The organism is Dactylosporangium cerinum (genome assembly GCF_042653625.1).
GTDB classification, from domain to species: Bacteria; Actinomycetota; Actinomycetes; order Mycobacteriales; family Micromonosporaceae; genus Dactylosporangium; species Dactylosporangium cerinum.
This window is the reverse complement of the sequence record NZ_JBHSIU010000105.1, coordinates 138,981-156,457: the sequence shown is the minus strand read 5'-3', so window position 1 is coordinate 156,457 and position 17,477 is coordinate 138,981. Positions and strand designations below refer to the sequence as shown.

Annotated in this window: 17 protein-coding genes; 5 read left to right on the top strand and 12 right to left on the bottom strand. The window is 72.7% G+C overall.

All coding sequences use genetic code 11. From position 1 onward, the window contains the following. Positions 1-70: 70 nt before the first annotated feature. Positions 71-847 carry an SAM-dependent methyltransferase gene (locus ACFPIJ_RS53240; RefSeq protein WP_380127208.1) on the bottom strand — a complete coding sequence of 259 codons (777 nt, stop codon included), beginning with the start codon at positions 845-847 and terminating at the stop codon, positions 71-73. Between the two features lie 31 nt (positions 848-878). Between ACFPIJ_RS53240 and ACFPIJ_RS53235 the strand changes: the two genes are divergently transcribed. Then, entirely contained in the window at positions 879-2,054 is a 1,176-nt protein-coding gene (locus tag ACFPIJ_RS53235) for a hypothetical protein (RefSeq protein ID WP_380127207.1), read from the top strand. Between the two features lie 332 nt (positions 2,055-2,386). Next, on the top strand, positions 2,387-3,259 hold the full coding sequence (locus tag ACFPIJ_RS53230) for a SigB/SigF/SigG family RNA polymerase sigma factor (protein ID WP_380127384.1): 873 nt from the start codon (positions 2,387-2,389) through the stop codon (positions 3,257-3,259). 39 nt (positions 3,260-3,298) lie between these two features. On the opposite strand, the gene ACFPIJ_RS53225 is transcribed toward ACFPIJ_RS53230, so the two are convergent. The 6 genes from ACFPIJ_RS53225 to ACFPIJ_RS53200 all read right to left on the bottom strand — a co-directional run bounded on the left by ACFPIJ_RS53225 (position 3,299) and on the right by ACFPIJ_RS53200 (position 10,069). Beyond that, the gene (locus ACFPIJ_RS53225) at positions 3,299-4,153 is read right to left on the bottom strand and encodes an SMP-30/gluconolactonase/LRE family protein (protein WP_380127206.1); all 855 of its coding nucleotides are present in this window, start codon (positions 4,151-4,153) and stop codon (positions 3,299-3,301) included. Continuing rightward, positions 4,146-5,120: an ABC transporter permease gene (locus ACFPIJ_RS53220; RefSeq protein ID WP_380127204.1), complete on the bottom strand. Its 975-nt coding sequence runs from the start codon at positions 5,118-5,120 to the stop codon at positions 4,146-4,148. The genes ACFPIJ_RS53225 and ACFPIJ_RS53220 overlap by 8 nt, the downstream gene beginning before the upstream one ends. After that, positions 5,117-6,049, bottom strand: a complete 933-nt coding sequence (locus ACFPIJ_RS53215; RefSeq protein WP_380127203.1) for an ABC transporter permease — start codon at positions 6,047-6,049, stop codon at positions 5,117-5,119. Before ACFPIJ_RS53215 ends, ACFPIJ_RS53220 begins: the two co-directional genes overlap by 4 nt. Then, positions 6,042-7,472, bottom strand: coding sequence for a sugar ABC transporter ATP-binding protein (locus tag ACFPIJ_RS53210; RefSeq protein ID WP_380127202.1), 1,431 nt, complete (start codon positions 7,470-7,472; stop codon positions 6,042-6,044). Before ACFPIJ_RS53210 ends, ACFPIJ_RS53215 begins: the two co-directional genes overlap by 8 nt. After that, positions 7,469-8,557 carry a sugar ABC transporter substrate-binding protein gene (locus ACFPIJ_RS53205; RefSeq protein ID WP_380127201.1) on the bottom strand — a complete coding sequence of 363 codons (1,089 nt, stop codon included), beginning with the start codon at positions 8,555-8,557 and terminating at the stop codon, positions 7,469-7,471. Before ACFPIJ_RS53205 ends, ACFPIJ_RS53210 begins: the two co-directional genes overlap by 4 nt. Positions 8,558-8,845: 288 nt before the next feature. Beyond that, on the bottom strand, positions 8,846-10,069 hold the full coding sequence (locus ACFPIJ_RS53200; RefSeq protein WP_380127200.1) for an ROK family transcriptional regulator: 1,224 nt from the start codon (positions 10,067-10,069) through the stop codon (positions 8,846-8,848). Between the two features lie 136 nt (positions 10,070-10,205). On the opposite strand from ACFPIJ_RS53200, the gene ACFPIJ_RS53195 reads away from it, so the two are divergent. Then, positions 10,206-10,550, top strand: coding sequence for a nuclear transport factor 2 family protein (locus ACFPIJ_RS53195; RefSeq protein ID WP_380127199.1), 345 nt, complete (start codon positions 10,206-10,208; stop codon positions 10,548-10,550). Positions 10,551-10,644: 94 nt separating this feature from the next. After that, the gene (locus ACFPIJ_RS53190) at positions 10,645-10,836 is read left to right on the top strand and encodes a hypothetical protein (protein WP_344502264.1); all 192 of its coding nucleotides are present in this window, start codon (positions 10,645-10,647) and stop codon (positions 10,834-10,836) included. Between the two features lie 129 nt (positions 10,837-10,965). Here the strand turns inward: ACFPIJ_RS53190 and ACFPIJ_RS53185 are convergent, their stop codons facing one another. From ACFPIJ_RS53185 to ACFPIJ_RS53175, 3 genes are all read right to left on the bottom strand, one after another. Beyond that, a complete protein-coding gene (locus ACFPIJ_RS53185; RefSeq protein WP_380127382.1) occupies positions 10,966-12,144 on the bottom strand; it encodes an RNA polymerase sigma factor in 1,179 nt (392 codons plus the stop codon). A 65-nt stretch (positions 12,145-12,209) separates the two neighbouring features. Continuing rightward, entirely contained in the window at positions 12,210-12,542 is a 333-nt protein-coding gene (locus ACFPIJ_RS53180) for a YciI family protein (protein ID WP_380127198.1), read from the bottom strand. A gap of 31 nt (positions 12,543-12,573) precedes the next feature. After that, a complete protein-coding gene (locus tag ACFPIJ_RS53175; RefSeq protein ID WP_380127196.1) occupies positions 12,574-13,845 on the bottom strand; it encodes an APC family permease in 1,272 nt (423 codons plus the stop codon). Between the two features lie 70 nt (positions 13,846-13,915). Between ACFPIJ_RS53175 and ACFPIJ_RS53170 the strand changes: the two genes are divergently transcribed. Continuing rightward, positions 13,916-14,872: a GlxA family transcriptional regulator gene (locus ACFPIJ_RS53170; protein WP_380127194.1), complete on the top strand. Its 957-nt coding sequence runs from the start codon at positions 13,916-13,918 to the stop codon at positions 14,870-14,872. 54 nt (positions 14,873-14,926) lie between these two features. Here the strand turns inward: ACFPIJ_RS53170 and ACFPIJ_RS53165 are convergent, their stop codons facing one another. Next, positions 14,927-15,496: a hypothetical protein gene (locus ACFPIJ_RS53165; protein WP_380127193.1), complete on the bottom strand. Its 570-nt coding sequence runs from the start codon at positions 15,494-15,496 to the stop codon at positions 14,927-14,929. Positions 15,497-15,697: 201 nt separating this feature from the next. Beyond that, complete coding sequence (locus ACFPIJ_RS53160) at positions 15,698-17,425, bottom strand: MFS transporter (protein WP_380127192.1); 1,728 nt, start codon at positions 17,423-17,425, stop codon at positions 15,698-15,700. Between the last annotated feature and the right edge of the window lie 52 nt (positions 17,426-17,477).

The following is a 17,477-nucleotide window of genomic DNA, read 5'->3' as shown; positions in this document are numbered from 1 at the left end:
ACTTCGCTGTCGCCCGGGTCGGTGGATGGGTCGGTGTCGGCTTGCTGTCAGCGACCCATCCACCCCGGGTTCAGCTCCGAATCGCGCGGACCCCGACCCCGCCGTAGCCGTGGGAGACCTGCTCGTCGCCGTTGTCGGGGCGCCAGTCGCCGAGCCACACCAGGCCGGGGTCGAGCAGGTCGTAGCCGGCGAACAGGTCGGCGATGGCGGCCTTGGAGCGGGGCACGATCGGCGCGCTGGACTGCCGGTAGACCTGCTGGCCGGCGGCGGCCGGCGCGGCGGGCACGCCGTCGAGGGTCAGGTGCGACACCACCAGGTGACTGCCGGGCGCGGTGGCGTCGCGCAGCCGGGCGATGAGGTCGCCGGGGTGCGCCTCGTCCGGCACGAAGTGCAGGATCGACACCATCAGGATCGCCACCGGCTGGCTGAAGTCGAGGTGCCCGGCGACGGCGGGGTCGGCGAGCAGCGCCTCCGGCTCCCGCAGGTCCGCGCACGCCACCGACACCCGGTCCAGACCGTCCACAAGGGACCGGGCCTGGGCGACCGCGACCGGGTCGTTGTCGACGTAGACGACCTTGCCGTCGGTCATCTCGTGGACGTTGCCCTGCGTCGGCAGGCCGGTGCCGATGTCGAGGAACTGCCGGACGCCGGCCTCGGCCAGGTGCCGCACCGCCCGCTGCAGGAACCGCCGGTTGGTCCGCGCCGCCGCCGGCGTGTCGGGGAAGATCGCCAGGATCTTCTCCGCCGCCTCCCGGTCGACCGCGAAGTTGTGATACCCGCCCAGGTAGTAGTCGTACATGCGGGCCACGTTGGGAATGCTGGAGTCGACGTCGCCGAGACCGGTCATCCACCTACCTTAATCAGGTAGGTTGCGGCGCATGCTGGACGGACTCGACGACGTCGACTGGGCCTCCCTCGAACACGCCTACGGACCGGCCGCCGACGTGCCCGGGCACCTGCGCGGCCTGCTCGCCGCCGAGGCGGAGGACCGCCGCCGGGCGTTGAGCGGTCTGCACGGCGGGATCTGCCACCAGGGGACCCGCTACGAGGCGAGCGCGCCGGCGGTGCCGTTCCTGCTGGAGCTGCTCGCCGACCCGGCGACCCCGGACCGCGCCGCGATCGCCGGGCTCGTCGCGGGCATCGCGGTCGGCCAGCACGAGGCGTGGCTGCCCGGCGGGTTCCCGGTCGCGGAGCTGCGCGCGGCCGCCGTGGGCGGTGCCGAGTTGCTGCGTGCCGCGCCGGCCCCGACCGAGGACGACGAGGACGACGACAACGACGGCGAGACCCGCCTCGACTACTGGGAGGGCCTCGACGACGCGCAGCGCGACGCGATGGCCGCGCACATCGACGTCGCCGCCTACGACGCGGTCCGCGCCGGCCTGCCGGTGCTGCGCGACCTGCTGGCCGACGGCGACGCGGCGGTGCGGGCCGCCGCCGCGTTCACCCTCGCCTGGTTTCCGGAGGATCCGTCGGACGCGGCGCTGACCGGCGCCGTCGGCGACCCGTCCCGGTCCGTCGCCGCCACCGCGCTCGTCGCGCTCGGCCTGCTCGGCACCGCCATGCCGGCCGCGCTGCAGGACCCGAAGCCGGAGATCCGGTGGGCGGCGGCGATCGGGCTCACGACCGTGCACGGCGCCGGGGCGGGCGCCGCAGCGGCCGCGGAGCTGCTGGCGTGGGCCGGCGGCGCGAGCACCGCCCGGGCCGGCATCCCGTTCCTCGACGGCGACCTGGCCGGATACGCGGCGCTGGCCCTGCCCGGCCTCGGCGCCGGGTACGCGGCCGCGAGCCTCGACGCGCTGCTGGCCCGGCTCGGCTCCGTCACCGGCGTGGAGACCCTGCCGGTCCTCGGCACCGCGCTGCGATCGGTCTTCCCGGACGGGCCGCTGCCTGGCGGCGGCCCGCTCGACCCCGCGCAGCGCCGGCTCGCCCGGACCCTCGCCGCGGCGCCCGCCGCATGGCAGTTCGGCGGGCGCCGGTTCGGCAACGTGGCGGCGCTGCTCCGGGCGTACGGACTGCCCGGCGACCCCGATGAACTGCGGGTTCTCGCGGGCTGACCACGTCCGGGCGGTCGACTGTTGCCGTCCGGCAATTTGTTGTACGGTGGGGAGGTCGTCATCACAGGCGACCTGTCCTACGTTGCGCACACAGCGTGACCAGGCAGGTCAGCCGCCGGGCCCGTCCAGACAGCGGCGGTCCACCCGGCGATGACGGTTCCGCGGTCTACCGCCGGCGCTCAAGACACGGGCGCTGTGAGCGATCTTCTGACCGGTCTTGAGCCCCGTGCGTCCTACCTCCAGGATTGCCCGCTCGTCGTCGCATCAAACGACGTCCCACCAGGACTGGCCGGTCATTGCACCGAAAGGCTGACCCTGCCGTGAGCACTGACATGTACACCGACGCCACCCTTATCGGCACCACCGACAGCGTCACCGTCACCACCACGCCGGCCCCCGGCGCCCAGACCGCCGCACCGGCCGCTGGGTCGCACCGCACCCGGGAGACCGACGCGCAGGCCAAGGCCCTGCTGTCGCTGCTCGCCGACCTGCCGACCGGCATCGACCGGGACCGCGTCCGGTCCCGGCTCATCGAGCTGTACATCCCCCTCGCCGAGTACCTCGCCCGGCGCTTCCGCAACCGCGGCGAGCAGTTCGACGACCTCGTGCAGGTCGCGAACCTGGGTCTGATCAAGTCGGTCGACGGGTTCGACCCGACCCGCGGCGCCGCGTTCACCAGCTACGCCATCCCGATGATCGTCGGTGAGCTCAAGCGGCACTTCCGGGACAAGGGCTGGGACGTGCGCGTGCCCCGCCGCCTGCAGGAGCTCCGCCTGGAGATCTCCAAGATCTCCGGCGACCTCGCCCAGGACCTCGGCCGCTCCCCGACCGTCGCCGACCTGGCGGCGAAGCTCGGCGTGAGCGAGGAGGACGTGATCGAGGGCCTCGACTGCGGCCAGGCCTACCGCGCGCTGTCGCTGGACGCGCCCGTCGGCGAGGCCGGCGGCGATGGCGCCGGCGCCACCGGCCTCGGTGACCTCCTCGGCGGCGACGACCCCGACATGGTCAACGTCGAGAACCGTGAGGCGCTGCGCCCGCTGCTGGCGAAGCTCCCGGAGCGGGAGCAGAAGATCATCGCGATGCGGTTCCACGGCAACCTGACGCAGTCGCAGATCGCCGCGGAGCTCGGCATCTCCCAGATGCACGTGTCCCGGCTCCTCGCGGGTGCCCTGAAGACGCTGCGCGCGTCGCTCACCAAGGACTGAGACCTCTGGCCGGCCCGGAAGAGCCCGGGCCGGCCCTGCTCATCCCCGGAACCGCGGCGCGGGCAGCCCCCGCGCGTGCGGGTCGAGCAGCAGCAGGTGCCCGGAGCGCGGCGCCTCCGCACCGCGACCCCGCCGGGCGCTGGTCACCGCCAGCAACTCCAGGTCCGCCCCCACGAACGCGCACCGCGTCGGCCGCGGCACCGGCACCTCGACGACCCGGTCGATCGCGCCGTCGGGGGAGTAGCGCACGATCCGGCCGCCGTCCCACTTGCAGTTCCAGACGTAGCCGTCCGCGTCGACGGTGACGCCGTCCGGGAACCACGCCTCGTCCTCGTCGGAGGCGAACAGCCGCCCGCCGCCGACGGTGCCCGACGCGGGGTCGAAGTCGTAGGCGGTGATCCGGCTGCGGGCCGAGTCGACGTGGTACATCGTGCGCCCGTCGGGGCTCCACGCCGGCCCGTTGGACACGATGACGTCGCCGAACGCCCTCGTGACCGCCAGGTCCTCGCCGAACCGGTAGAACGCGCCGGTCGCGCCGGTCTCCGCGACGTCCATCGTGCCGAACCAGAACCGGCCGCCGGGGTCGACGGCGCCGTCGTTGCACCGGTTGCCGGGCCGGTCGGTCTCCAGTTCGGCGGCGACCTCGACGAGGCCGGAGTCGACGTCGACGAACGCGACGGCGTGCCGCAGCGCCGCGACGAGGCCGCCGCCCGCCCGCAGCCCGACGCTGCCGGCCGTGGCCGGCAGGTGCAGCGTCGCCACGTCGCGGGTGGCCCAGTCGAGGGTGAACAGCAGGTCCCGGTCGATGTCGACCCAGTGCAGCCGGCCCTTGACGTCGTCCCAGAGCGTGCTTTCGCCCAGCTCGCACGGGATGTCACTCAGCGTCTCAATCATCAGCGCGCTCCCTGCCGTAGGTGAAGAGGATGGCGAGGATGACCAATCCGTAGATGACGTTGCGACCGTACTCCGGGACGCGTTCGGCCTGCAGCAGGGTCACGATCGCGACCAGGGTGACGGAGCCGGCGACGACGCCGACGTAGTGCCCGCGGCCGCCGAGGATGGACACGCCGCCGACGACGACCGCGGCGATCGACTCGAACAGGTACGGGTCGCCGAGCCCCAGCGACGGCTGCCCGCCGTAGGCGACCAGCATGATCCCCGCGAGGGCGGCGAACACGCCGCTGAGCACGTAGAGCACCACGGTGACCCCGCGCACGCCGACGCCGGCCAGGAACGCCGCGCGGGGGTTGTTGCCGACCGCGTAGACCCGCCGGCCGAACGTGGTGAGGGTCAGCAGCACCGTCACGAACAGCGCCACCCCCGCCCACAGCAGCAGCTCCGACGGCACCCCGAAGAGCCGGCCGACGACCAGCCGGCGCAGTGGTTCGGGGGCGTACGACGCGCACGAGCCGCAGGTGAGCCCCTTGGACAGGCCGAGCGACAACCCTTGCAGGACACCGTTCATCCCGAGGGTCATGACGACGGCGGGCACGCCGAGCCAGGCCACGCCGAGCCCGTTGGCCAGCCCGACGGCGGCGCCGACGCCCAGCGCGAGGGCGACGGCGAGGGGCAGCCGGCCGGACTGCCCGAGGCTGCTGGTGGTGAGCACGATCGCGGCGCCGTTGAGCACCCACGGCATCGACAGGTCGATGCCGCCGACGAGGACGACGAGCATCTGCCCGGCGCCCACGAACCCGATGAAGCTCGCCAGGACCAGCATCGTGCGCAGGCTCGTCCACGACCCGAACCCGGGGTGGATGACCGCGCCGGCGACGAGGATGGTGGCCGCGGCGGCGAACGCGTACAGGACCCGCCGGTGCGGCCCGGCGAGGACCCGCTTCGCGGTTTCCAGTGTCGTCATGCCCGCCTCCAGCGCACGAGACTGCCCAGCAGGACCGCGACGACCAGGAACAGCCCCTGGAACAGCGACTGGTACAGCGGGTCGATGCCGGCGAAGAACAGCACGTCGATGACGAGCGTCAGGGCGAACGCCCCGGCGACCGCGCCGAGCGCGGAACCCCGCCCGCCGGCGAACGCGATGCCGCCGACGACGACCGCGGCGATCGACGTGAGGATGAACGAGTCGCCGGCGTTGGGGTCGCCGGACGTCGTCGTCGACACGTAGAACACCGCGGCGAGGCCGCTGCACACGCCGGACAGCGCGTACACCCCGACCTTCACCCACACGGTCGGCACGCCGACGGCGCGGGCGGCGGTCTCGTCGCTGCCGACGGCATAGACCCGCATGCCGAAGCGGGTGCGCCGCAGCACCAGCCAGCCGCCGACCGCGACGCCGAGCCAGATCAGGCCGGTCGGCAGGTCCGGGTCGGTGAGGACGGAACGCACCGCGGGGGAGATCTCGCCGCCGGGCACCGGCAGCACCTTCAACGCCAGTCCACTGTAGACGGACAGGGTGGCGAGGGTGGTGAGGATCGGCGCGATGCGGCCCTTGGCGACGATGAGCCCGTTGACGGCGCCGCACGCAGCGCAGGCACCGACCGCGGCGAGCATCCAGGCGGCGGTGACGGCCGCGCCGGCGGTCGACCCGGCGGCGACGATCGCGACGCCGAGGCCGACCATCCCGCCGACGGACAGGTCGATGCCGCCGGTCAGCACGACCAGGCTCTGCCCGATCGCCACGAACACCAGCGGCAGCGAGGTGTTGAGCAGCGACAGGTAGTCGAACGGCGTCGGCAGGTGCCCGAGGCTGGTGGTGTACACGACGAGGTAGGCGATCGCGGTCGCGGCGAGGACCGCGTAGCCGAGGGTGGCGGCGCGCAGCTCAGACATGTTCACGCTCCCGCATGGCCGCCGCGACGATCAGCTCCGCGTCGCCGACGGGCCCCTCCAGTTCCGCCGCCACCCGGCCCTCCCGCATCACCAGGACCCGGTGGCACAGGTGCGCGATCTCCTCGGTCTCGCTGGAGTACAGCAGGACCGCCCGGCCCTGCGCGGCGAGGTCGGCGACGAGTGCGTAGAAGTCGTGTTTCGTGGCGGCGTCCACGCCCCTGGTCACGTCGAACAGCAGCAGCACCTCGGCGCCGCTGAGCAGCCAGCGGCCCATCAGGACCTTCTGCTGGTTGCCGCCGGAGAGGGTGCCGACGGGGTGCCCGGTCGACGCGGTGCGCACCGCGAGCCGGTCCACGATGTCGCGCACCGCCCGGTGCTCGGCGGCCCGGCGCACGAACCCGGCGACCGAGCGCCGCTCGAGGGTGGCGAGGGCCAGGTTGTCCCGCACCGACATGGGCAGCAGCAGGCCTTCGGCCTTGCGGTCCTCCGGCACGTAGGCGATGCCGATCCCGGCCCGGATCGCGTCCTTCGGCCTGCGGATCACGCGTTGCGTCCCACCGACGGTGACGCTCTGCCGGCCGCAGAAGAGCTTCAGGAACAGCTCGCGCTGGCCCTGCCCGGCCAGCCCGCCGATGCCGAGGATCTCGCCGCGGCGCAGCCTGATGTCGACGTCGCCGACCCGTGCCTCCAGGGCGACCGGGTCCGCCGGCGGGGTGAGCGGCGGGTAGGCGCCGGTGAGGGTGCGGCCGCTCATCAGGGTCACCGCCTCGGACTCGGTGAGCCGCTCCCGGGTCGTGACGTGGCTGCCGTTGCGGAAGACGGTCACCCGGTCGGCGAGGTCCTCGATCTCCCGCCACCGGTGCGAGGTGAACACCACGCAGCAGCCCTCGGACCGCAGCCGCCGCATGTGCGCGGCCAGCCACGCCACCTGCTGCTCCTGCAGCGCCGCCGTCGGCTCGTCCAGGATCAGCACCTCCGGCCGGGTGGCCAGGACCCGCACCAGCTCCACCACCTGCCGGTGCGCCACCGACAGGTCCCGGGTCAGGGTGCGCGGGTCCAGGTCATTGATGCCGTGCTCGTGCAGGATCTCGTTTGCGAGGGGTACCAGCCGGCGCCGCACGACCAGCCCGAGCCGCCCGCGTGGCGGGTCGTGCAGCAGCAGGTTCTCCGCGATCGTGAGGTCCGGCAGCAGCGACAGCTCCTGGAACGCGGTGGCGAGGCGGCCGGTGACGCGGACCGTGCCCCGGTCGGGCCGGACGAGACCGCAGAGCACCTTGATCATCGTGCTCTTGCCGGCGCCGTTCTCGCCGGCAAGCGCGTGGATCTCGCCGGGACGCGCCGCGAACGACGCGTCCCGCAGAGCCCGTACCCCGCCGAAGGAGCGGTCGACTCCTTCGGCGTGCACGGCGTGCGTGTCCATCATCCGAGCTTCACCGCGAGGGTCTTGCCCGGGCACGGCGTGCCGTCGGTCGCCGCCTCCTGGCACAGCACCACTGTCGCGTTGGGTCCGGAGTCGGTGAAGTCGGCGAAGAAGCTGTCCGGCAGGTCCGGGAACACGGTCTCGCCGACCTTCACGGTCTCCGACGTGACCATCGGGAACGGGATCGTCACGCTGGTCTTCGGGTGCTCACCCTTGATCACGGCCCGGGCCAGCTCCAGGGAGATCACCGACAGGAACGGCGGCTGCCCGATCGACATGCCGTTGACCTTCGGCGGCGTCACCCCGGCCAGGTACTTGCGGAAGCCGTTCTCCGCCTCGCCGCCGACGACCGGGACCGGCCGGTTCGCCTCCAGGAACGCCTTGATCACACCGTCGGTGCCGCCGGAGACCCACACCCCGTCGACCTTCGGCAGGCTCGGCAGCTGCGCCGCGGTCTGCCGTTGCGCGGTCGCGGAGTCCCACGAGCCGCTGTAGGTGGCGACGACCTTGATGCCCGGGTTGGCGTCGAACACCTTCTTCGCGCCGGCGTTGCGGTCGTTGTCGGCGCCGGTGCCGGCCACCCCGGTGACCATGACGACGTTGCCCTGGCCCTTGAGCTGGTCGACGATGAACTGGGCGAGCTGCTCACCGAACTTGATCTGGTCGGTGTTGACGGTCAGGCCGCACTTGTTGTCGACGGTGTTGTCGAACGACACGACCACGATCTTGCGGTCGCAGGCCTGCTGGACGACGCCGTTGAGGCCGCTGGTCGACGCGGCGTTGATGACGATCCCGTCGACCCCCTGGGCGATCAGGTTGGAGATCTGGCGGCTCTGCGTGGCCACGTCGTTGCCGGCGTTGAACACGCTGCAGTCGACCTGGTCCTTGTACGGCGGCATCGCGCACGCCGCCTTGAACACGTTCTCCATCTCGACCCGCCAGCCGTTGCCGATGAACGAGTTGGACAGGGCGATCTTCAGCTTTCCCTTGCTCTCCTGCGGGGTGGCCTTCTCCGAACTGCAGGCGACGGTGCCCGGCAGCAGGAGCGCGAGCGCCAGGAGGGCCTTCGCGTAGCGCGGTAGCATCATGGTTGCTCCACCTTCGACGATCGGGCGCGGACGGCAATCCGCGGCCGGTTGTTTGTGCTGCATTGGCGTGCGGCAGGGCGGCCAGAGCCGTTTCGCTCTGGCCGTTTCCTCTTTTGGGCGCGCTGTGCTCAGCGCTGTGCGTTTCCCGTGGTTTCGGGATGCGGTTCCGGTGCGGTTTCCCGGGGCGTTTTCCGGTGCGTTCTTCGGGGTGTTTCGGGTGTGCGCCGGCCGGCCGTCGGGTTGGGAAGGCCGGCCGGCGGGTCGGCGGCCGCCTGACGGCGGCGGGTGTCAGCGGACGGGGAGCGGAAACCTGGTGGCGTCGCGGAGCACGGCGGCGGCCGCACCCACGACGACGACCACGTCGATACCGATCTCACCGGCGACGACGTCCGGGACGGCCTCCCCGGCGTGGATCGCGCGGCGCATCATCGACTGGCGCAGCGGCTCGATGAGGATGTCACCGGCCGGCGCGAGACTGCCCCCGAGCACGATCAGCTCGGGGTCGAGCAGGTTGTACATGTTGGCCATGGCGACTCCGATGTGCCGGCCCGCGTCGGCGAGGACGCGGCGGCACCCGGCGTCGCCCTCGTGCGCGAGGGCGATCACCTCGCCGATCGAGGGCCGGCGGCCGTGGCTCTGCCACAGCTGGTCGCAGATGGCGTCCGGGTTGGCCAGGGTGTTCAGGCATCCCCGGCCGCCGCACGCGCACACCAGGCCGTCCTCGTTGATCGTGGTGTGGCCGATCTCGCCGGCCGTGCCGTTGGCGCCGACGTAGAGGCGTCCGTCCATGACGAAGCCCGCGCCGATGCCGTTGGCGGTGTAGATGTAGGCATAGTCCCGCAGCCCCCGCGCGGCGCCCCAGGTCATCTCGGCCAGGGCGGCGAGGTTCGCGTCGTTGCCGGCGTGCACCGGCAGCCCGAGGACGTGCTCGCCGAGCAGCCGCGGATCCAGGCCCACCCACGGTTTGAGGGTGCACGCGCGGCCGGTGAGCCCGGTCCTGCGCTGGATCGGCCCCGGCATGGCGATGCCGACCCCGATCACCTCGTCGCGGCGGAACCCGGTCTGCTCCAGCAGCCCGTCGATCAGCCGGTCGACCAGCAGCAGGGTGTCCTCGGGTGAGGTCTGCTCGTCGACCGCGACCGCCTCGTGCCGCAGCAGCTCCTGGGCCACGTCGCACACCGCGATCCGCACGATGCCGTTGCCGATCTCGACGCCGACGGCGGCGCCGAGGCTGCCCTTGAGCCCGATCAGCGTCGGTGGCCGGCCCGCCTTCGCCGTGCCGCCGCGGGTGGCGGCGAACCCGTTGCCGTTGCCGGCCCGCGGTCCGTCCCCGCCGAGCTCGACCACCGCGCCGGCGTCGATCAGCTCGCCGACGACGCTGGCGACCGTCGAGCGGGACAACCCGATCTCGGCGAGCGCGGCCCGGCTCATCGCACCGTGCTGCCGCAGCGCGTGGATCACACGGCTGCGGTTCGCGCTGCGTTGGGCGGAGCTCGAGTCGAGCGGCGACATGACTTGAGTATTCGCATTCCTCATGGTCCAGTCAATAGACACTGCGGTAGAGCGCTTCCCCGAGTTTAGTTCTGCTTGTTTCAGGCAAAATCAGCATCCTGGAGTGGCGATGGAAATGCATCCGGCAATGACCGCCATGAATCACTGGATCATGGGCGCGGCGACGGGCGACTGGACCCGGCTCATCGGCATGCTCGCCGAGTCCGTGACGTTCCACGTGCCTGTCGAGGGGTTCGCCGGGGTACGCCACGGCGCCGCCGACGCGATCCGCTTCTTCGAGTGGCTGGCCGCCTCCGTGCGCGCCGACCTCGTGGTGCACTCGGTGCTGATGGGGGAGGCCGGGGTCGCGTTCGAGGTCCAGGTGGCCGGCACCATGCGCGGGGAGTCCTTCACCCAGCGACTGTGCCTGGTCTTCGAGGTGCGCGACGGGCTGGTGCACCACTTCCGCGAGTACCTCGCCTGGCCCGGCGGCCTGCGCTGAATCCGGCCGCACTCACTCACACGGGTGCCCCGGGCCCCGGGTCCGCACCGGGGCGGCTCCCCGGCCGTTAGCCTCGGACGAGGGGGTGGGCGAAATGGGTAAATCGCCGGAATTGAAGTGGGTTCTGCGGCCGGACCGGAACGGTGTGCACCACGCCGAGCTGGCCCCGCACGACGGCAAGGAGATCTACGCGTTCGGGGACACCGACGCCAACGGCCGCGTCGAGATCACGCTGGTGGACGGCACCCGCGTCCGGGCCCGGCGGGGTGAACTGATCCCCTGCTGAATCAGCGGATCGCTACCCGCGAAACAGCGGATCGCTACCCGCGAACCGGCGGGTCGCCGGTCCGGCGCAGGGCTTCCACGGCCCCTCCCGCCGCCCGGCAGATCCGCACCGCGCTCCGGCGCCCGACCATTACGGCCGGGCGCCGGAGCCACGCAGGCGGGACTCGAGGAAGGCGCGCTCGACCGCGTTGTCGCACAGGGCGATCGCGGTCCGGTACGCCGCCTCGGCCTCCGGGATCCGGTCCAGGCGGCGCAGCAGGTCGGCCCGGGCCGCCGGCAGGTAGTGGTACCCCGCCAGCCTGGAGTCCTCGGCGAGGGCGTCGAGCAGCGGCAGCGCCGCGGCGGGGCCGTCGGCCATCGCGACGACGACCGCCCGGTTCAGCGCGACGACCGGTGAGGGCCAGGCGTGCAGGAGGAGGTCGTACAGGCCGCGCAGCTGCCGCCAGTCGGTCCCGGCGTAGGTGGCGGCCTCGGTGTAGACGGCGGCGATCGCGGCCTGCAGGGCGAAGCGGCCCGGGCGACCGCCGCGCAGCGCCCCGCGGACCAGGCGCAGGCCGTCGGCGATCTGGGCGGTGTCCCACCGGGTGCGGTCCTGCTCCTCGAGCAGCAGCAGCCGGCCGTCGGCGCCGACACGGGTGGCGCGGCGGGCGTCGTGCAGCAGCATCAGGGCGAGCAGCCCCTGCGCCTCGCGCTCGTCGGGCATGAGGGCGCACAGCGTCCGGGCCAGGTCGATCGCGCGCTCGACCAGGTCGGGGCGCAGCAGGTCGGAGCCGGTCGGGGCGGCGTGGCCGGTGGTGAAGACCAGGTGCACGACGGTCAGCACGGCGTCGAGCCGGTCGGGCAGGTCCTCCAGGGGCGGCACCCGGTACGGGATGGCCGCCGCCGCGATCTTCTTCTTCGCGCGGGTGACCCGGGCCGCCATCGTCGGCTCGCTGACCAGGAAGGCGCGGGCGATCTCCGCCGTGGTCAGCCCGCAGACCAGTCGCAGCGTGATCGCGAGCTGAGCCTCCCGGGCGAGTGCCGGGTGGCAGCAGGTGAACACCAGCCTGAGCCGGTCGTCGGGGATCTCGTCGGGTGGCTCCGGCTCGTCGGCGTCGGGCACGACCAGCAGCGGCAGCTTGGAGCGCAGCGTCGCGGCGCGCTTGTGGGCGTTGAGGGCGCGGCGCTGGGCGGCGACCGTCAGCCACGCGCCCGGGTTGGCCGGCACGCCCTGCCGCAGCCAGGCGTCCATGGCGGCGACGTAGGCGTCCTGGACGCACTCCTCGGCGAGGTCCAGGTCACGGGCGATGCGCACCGTCGCGGCGAGCACTCTGGCCCACTCGCGACGGTGCGCGTCGGCGACCGCCTCACGGACGGCGGCTGTCTCCAAAACGACTACTCGAACACCATTACCGGGCGGACCTCGACGCCGCCGAACCGGGCGGGGCAGAGCTTGCCGATCGCGAGGGCCTCGTCGAGGTCCTTCGCCTCGATGAGGTAGTAGCCGCCGAGGACCTCCTTCGTCTCCACGAACGGGCCGTCGGTGACGACGTCGCCGCGGATCGTGGTGGCGGTCTGGGTCGGCTGCAGGGCGTTGCCGCCGACCAGCTTCTCGCCGACCTGCTCCGAGAAGCGGTCGTGCGCGGCCATGACCTCCTGGAACACGGACGGGTCCGCGTTGTCGTAGTCGGCCTCGTTCTCGTAGATCAGGATCAGGTACTGGGCCATCGCGGGCACTCCTTCAAGGGAAGACGTCCTCTTACACTCCTACGTCAATCGGGACGTCTGCCGGATCGACAGGCCGGGCGAACTTTTTTGCCGAGAATTTCTGGTAGGCCAGGGCGCAGCCGGCCACGGCCGCGGTGCCGAGGACGTACCAGCCGCTGAGGGCGAGCAGGCCCAGCGAGGCGGCGAAGGCGACGGCGGCGCACCACCAGACCGGCGTCCGTCGCGGCAGGAGGCGCAGCGCGGCAGCCGTGCCCAGGACGTACACCAGGACAAACGCGCCGCTGGTCAACAGCACCAACGGTCTGGTGCCGGTGCCGGTCAGGGTGGCGAGCAGCAGCGACACCCCACCCAGCGCCGCGACGACGGCGAGGCTGCGCCGGGGCACCTCACCAGCGCCGCTGCCCCGCCCGAACCACGCGGGCAGCGCCGCGTCCCGGCCGAGCGCCGCGCCGAGCTTGGCCGCGCCCGCGTAGTAGGCGTTCATCGTGCCGAGCGTCAGCAGCACCGCGGCGACCGCGGTGAGGACCTTGACCTGCCCGCCGACGCCCCGGGCGAGCAGTTCGGCGAGGGGCGCGTCGCCCGGGGCCGGTCCGAGCACCAGGATGCTGGCGGCGGCGATGCCGAAGTACAGCACCCCGACGACGACGAGCGCGATCGCCGTGGCGCGGGGCAGGTCCCGTTCGGGGCGCCGGAAGTCGGCCGCCAGGGACGTGACCGCCTCCCACCCGGCGAACCCCCACACCAGCAGCGCCGCCGCCGACCCGACAGCCCACCAGCCGTGCGGCGCGAACGGCTGCAGATGCTCGGCCTTCGCGTGCGGCAGCGCGGTCGCGGTGGCGGTCAGCAGCAGCGTGACGAGCAGCAGCGCCAGCCCGAGCTGCAGCCGGCCGGACACCCGCACGCCCCCGAGGTTGCCGGCCGTCACCGCGAGCATCAGCCCGGCGGCGGTCAGCAGCTCCGTGCGGGTGCCGCCGCCGAGCGCGGCCGCCACGTACGCCCCGGCGAACAGGGCCGCCGCGGGCGCGCCGACCGGCACCGCCAGGTAGAAGCACCAGCCGACGACCGCCGCGGCGCGCTCGCCGAACGCCTTCCGGGCGTAGGTGGCGACGCCGCCCGAGTCGGGGAACCTGGCGCCGAGCGCGGCGAACGTCGCCGCCAGGGGCACCGACAGCGCGATCAGGGCGGCCCAGGCGACGAGCGAGGCGGGCCCGGCGGTCTGGGCGGCGAGGGCCGGCAGTGCGATGACCCCGGTGCCGAGCACCGCACCGATCGAGAGAGCCGCCCCTTGCGGCACGTTCAGCATGCGTCCATTCGACACGGTTTCCCGGTCCCGGACGAGTGGCAGGAATGCCATGGTGGGTTAGATTCGAGCCATGAGCCAGCGTCACATCGTCGGTGTCGCCGCCACCGAGGACATGCCGGTCTTCGAGCTCGCCGTGCCGTGCGAGGTGTTCGGCATCGACCGCAGCGACCTCGCCGATCCCTGGTACGAGCTGCGCTTCGCCGCCGTCACGCCCGGCGTCCTGCCCTCCCGCTCCGGCATGACGATCACCGCGCCGTTCCCGCTGCATTCCCTGCTGGACGCCGACACGGTGATCGTGCCCGCGTTCGCGCGCGCCACCCAGGTCGCCCCGCCGGTCGCGCTGGTCGAGGTGGTCCGCGAGGCGTACGAGCGGGGCCGCCGCATCGTGGCGATCTGCACCGGCGCGTACGTGCTCGCCGCCGCCGGCCTGCTCGACGGTCGCCGCGCCACCACCCACTGGATGAACGCCTTCGACTTCGCCCAGCGCTTCCCCGCGGTGACCTTCGACCCGGACGTCCTCTACACCTGCGACGGCACCATCTTCACCTCGGCCGGCACCGGCGCCGCGATCGACCTGTGCCTGCACCTGGTCCGCCTCGACCACGGCGCGGCCGTCGCCAACGAGGTCGCCCGCCGCATGGTCGTCCCGCCGCACCGCGACGGCGGCCAGTCCCAGTTCGCCCACCCGCCGCAGCGCCCCCGCACCCCGGACTCGCTCGGCGTCGCCCTCGACTGGGCCAGGACCCGCCTCGACCAGCCGCTCACCGTCGCCGACCTGGCCCGGCAGGCCCGCCTGAGCCCCCGCACGTTCGCCCGCCGCTTCCGCGAGTCGGTCGGCACCAGCCCGTTGCAGTGGCTCCTGGGCCAGCGGGTACGCCTGGCGCAGGAGCTCCTGGAGACCACCGACGACTCGATCGAGCGCATCGCCCACCGGACCGGCCTGGGCACCCCCGCCAACCTGCGCGCCCACTTCGCCCGGCAGACCAGTGTCACCCCGACGACCTACCGCCAGGTCTTCCACCGCTGACGTCCCGTGATCCGGAAGACCTTGCGCACCTCCGGGTACACAAGGTCTTCCGGATCACGAGACGCCGCTGGCCCCGGCGAGCAGCCGTTCCTCCTCGGCGGTGAGCGCAGTGACGGCGGGGTGGGGCGGCAGCTGGGCGCAGTAGGCGTACAGGGGGCTGGGTTGCGCAGGATACGTGGCGAGGACCGCCCCGATGAGCGTGAAGGTGAGCACCGGTGCGGCGACGGCCATCAGCGTCACGAGCCCGAAGATCCGCTCGAACGCGGTGGGGCCGTAGAACGAGTCCGGTATGGAGAGCACGAGCAGGACGGCGTCGAGGAGGCCCACCACCAACGAGGCCCCGAAGACGGCGCAGCCGTGGCCGGTGAGGTCGGGCTTGTTCCAGTCGGCCAGCAGGGCGTCCTGCTCCTTCAGGAACGCCTCGTGCCGCTGCCGCAGCTCGGGGTCGTCGCGCAGCTCGGACATGGTGGTGGGCCGCTCGGCGCGGTGCAGGCACTCCAGCCACGCGGCCGGGACAGAGTGGGCCGGCTCGGGCTCGGACTCGCCGGACGGTGCCATCAGCCCGTCGGCGTCGATCGTGATCAGCCCGTCGTGCAGGAGCGCGGCAAGGGCGGCCTGATCCATGCTGCTGGGCCGTCACTACCCCGCCAGCTCCAGCTTCGACACGCCTCGATGATTGCAGGCGCTGTCTCGTGATCCGGAAGACCTTGGGTAGCCAGGGGTGCACGAGGTCTTCCAGATCACGGGAGCACGGCACACAGACGGGCCGGCGCCTCTCCCACAAGAGGTGCCGGCCCGTCCGTCGGTGCCGCTGAGCCCGTGGCGTCACCCAGCGGCGGGTTCCTCCGCGGCGTCGGGGCGGCGGCCGCCCCTGACGAGGGAGGCGAGGGCGCCGACGACCGACATGCCGATCGCCAGCCAGAACACGATGACAAGGCCGTCGTGGAAGGGGCCGGACACCAGGTGCGGGAAGAACTCGCGGCCGGTGAGGGTGGCGGCGTTCGCGGCCGGGAGCTGGCCCAGCAGGTGGGGGCCCAGCAGCGAGGCGATCGGGTTGTAGCCGAGGAACGCGGCGAAGAGGGTCCCGACGGGTGGCAGGCCCGCGATCGTGTGCGCGGCGGTGGCCGGCACGCCCTGGGCGGTGAGGCCGCCGTCCAGGGTCGAGGGCAGCGAGGTGGACAGGCCGGCGACCATGAGGGAGAAGAAGACGCCGATGGACAGGACCATGCCGGCGTTCTGGAACGTGGCCCGCATGCCGGAGGCGGCGCCGCGCAGGTGGGCCGGGACGCTGGACATGACCAGGGACGTGTTCGGGGCGGCGAAGAGGCCGCCGCCGAGTCCGTTGAGGAAGACCAGGGCGGCGAAGGCCCAGTAGCTGAAGTCGGTCGGCAGGATCAGCAGGCCGCCGAAGGACAGCGCCATGACGAGCAGGCCACCGGCGGCGAAGAGGCGCGGGCCGTACTTGTCGGAGAGGTGCCCGGCGACGGGGCCGGCGGCGAGGAAGCCCACGGTGAGCGGCAGCAGGTAGATGCCGGCCCAGAGCGGGGTCTCCTCGTAGCGGTAGCCGTGCAGCGGCAGCCAGATGCCCTGCAGCCAGATGATGAGCATGAACTGCAGGCCACCGCGGGCGATGGAGGCGAGCAGGCCGGCGATGTTGCCCGACGCGAACGCGCGGATGCGGAACAGGCCGAGCGGGAACATCGGGTCCTTGACGCGGGTCTCGATCCAGGCGAACAGGCCGAGGACCGCCGCGCCGCCGAAGAGGCCGGCGAGGACCCACGGGTTGGTCCAGCCCTGGGTGTGCCCTCCGTAGGGCTGGATGCCGTAGGTGATGCCGGCGAGCAGGGCGGTCAGACCGGCCGCGAAGGTCAGGTTGCCCCACCAGTCGATGCGGCCGGGCCGGCGCAGGCCGGTGTCGTGCAGTGAGCGGTACGCCCACACGGTCCCGATGATGCCGATGGGCACGTTGACCCAGAAGATGGCGCGCCAGTTCCACTCGGCGAGCAGGCCACCGAGGACCAGGCCGATGAACGAACCGGCGATGCCGGCGACGATGTTGACGCCGAGGGCCATGCCGCGCTGGGCGGCGGGGAACGCGTCGGTGAGGATCGCGGCGGAGTTGGCCATGAGCATGGCGCCGCCGACGGCCTGCAGGACCCGCCAGCCGATGAGCCACAGCGCGCCGCCGCCACCGTCGAACGGGTCGAGGGACAGGGCGATCGAGGTGACCGTGAACAGAGCGAAGCCCGCGTTGTAGATGCGGACCCGGCCGTACATGTCGCCGAGGCGGCCCAGCGTGACCACGAGGACGGCGCTGACCAGCATGTAACCCATGAGCATCCACAGCAGGTAGCTGACGTTGCCGGGGCTGAGCGGGTCGAGGTGGATGCCGTTGAAGATGGCGGGCAGCGAGATGAGCACGATCGAGGAGTTGATCGTGGCGATCAGCATGCCGAGGGTGGTGTTGGACAGGGCCACCCATTTGTAGTGCGGGTGGTCGGAGCCGCCGGACAGCGCCCCCCGGAAGCCGCCCCTCTCAAGGGTTCCCGTCATGCCGTCGCCTCCGCTGCGCTCCGGCGCCGGCCTGACCCGAGGGCTGAGCTCA

What these genes read in the sequence shown, in the direction of transcription:
- ACFPIJ_RS53240 (WP_380127208.1), bottom strand. Translation starts at nt 847, where the DNA reads ATGACCGGTCTCGGCGACGTCGACTCCAGCATTCCCAACGTGGCCCGC.
- ACFPIJ_RS53235 (WP_380127207.1), top strand. Translation starts at nt 879, where the DNA reads ATGCTGGACGGACTCGACGACGTCGACTGGGCCTCCCTCGAACACGCC.
- ACFPIJ_RS53230 (WP_380127384.1), top strand. Translation starts at nt 2,387, where the DNA reads ATGTACACCGACGCCACCCTTATCGGCACCACCGACAGCGTCACCGTC.
- ACFPIJ_RS53225 (WP_380127206.1), bottom strand. Translation starts at nt 4,153, where the DNA reads ATGATTGAGACGCTGAGTGACATCCCGTGCGAGCTGGGCGAAAGCACG.
- ACFPIJ_RS53220 (WP_380127204.1), bottom strand. Translation starts at nt 5,120, where the DNA reads ATGACGACACTGGAAACCGCGAAGCGGGTCCTCGCCGGGCCGCACCGG.
- ACFPIJ_RS53215 (WP_380127203.1), bottom strand. Translation starts at nt 6,049, where the DNA reads ATGTCTGAGCTGCGCGCCGCCACCCTCGGCTACGCGGTCCTCGCCGCG.
- ACFPIJ_RS53210 (WP_380127202.1), bottom strand. Translation starts at nt 7,472, where the DNA reads ATGATGGACACGCACGCCGTGCACGCCGAAGGAGTCGACCGCTCCTTC.
- ACFPIJ_RS53205 (WP_380127201.1), bottom strand. Translation starts at nt 8,557, where the DNA reads ATGATGCTACCGCGCTACGCGAAGGCCCTCCTGGCGCTCGCGCTCCTG.
- ACFPIJ_RS53200 (WP_380127200.1), bottom strand. Translation starts at nt 10,069, where the DNA reads ATGTCGCCGCTCGACTCGAGCTCCGCCCAACGCAGCGCGAACCGCAGC.
- ACFPIJ_RS53195 (WP_380127199.1), top strand. Translation starts at nt 10,206, where the DNA reads ATGAATCACTGGATCATGGGCGCGGCGACGGGCGACTGGACCCGGCTC.
- ACFPIJ_RS53190 (WP_344502264.1), top strand. Translation starts at nt 10,645, where the DNA reads ATGGGTAAATCGCCGGAATTGAAGTGGGTTCTGCGGCCGGACCGGAAC.
- ACFPIJ_RS53180 (WP_380127198.1), bottom strand. Translation starts at nt 12,542, where the DNA reads ATGGCCCAGTACCTGATCCTGATCTACGAGAACGAGGCCGACTACGAC.
- ACFPIJ_RS53175 (WP_380127196.1), bottom strand. Translation starts at nt 13,845, where the DNA reads ATGCTGAACGTGCCGCAAGGGGCGGCTCTCTCGATCGGTGCGGTGCTC.
- ACFPIJ_RS53170 (WP_380127194.1), top strand. Translation starts at nt 13,916, where the DNA reads ATGAGCCAGCGTCACATCGTCGGTGTCGCCGCCACCGAGGACATGCCG.
- ACFPIJ_RS53165 (WP_380127193.1), bottom strand. Translation starts at nt 15,496, where the DNA reads ATGGATCAGGCCGCCCTTGCCGCGCTCCTGCACGACGGGCTGATCACG.
- ACFPIJ_RS53160 (WP_380127192.1), bottom strand. Translation starts at nt 17,425, where the DNA reads ATGACGGGAACCCTTGAGAGGGGCGGCTTCCGGGGGGCGCTGTCCGGC.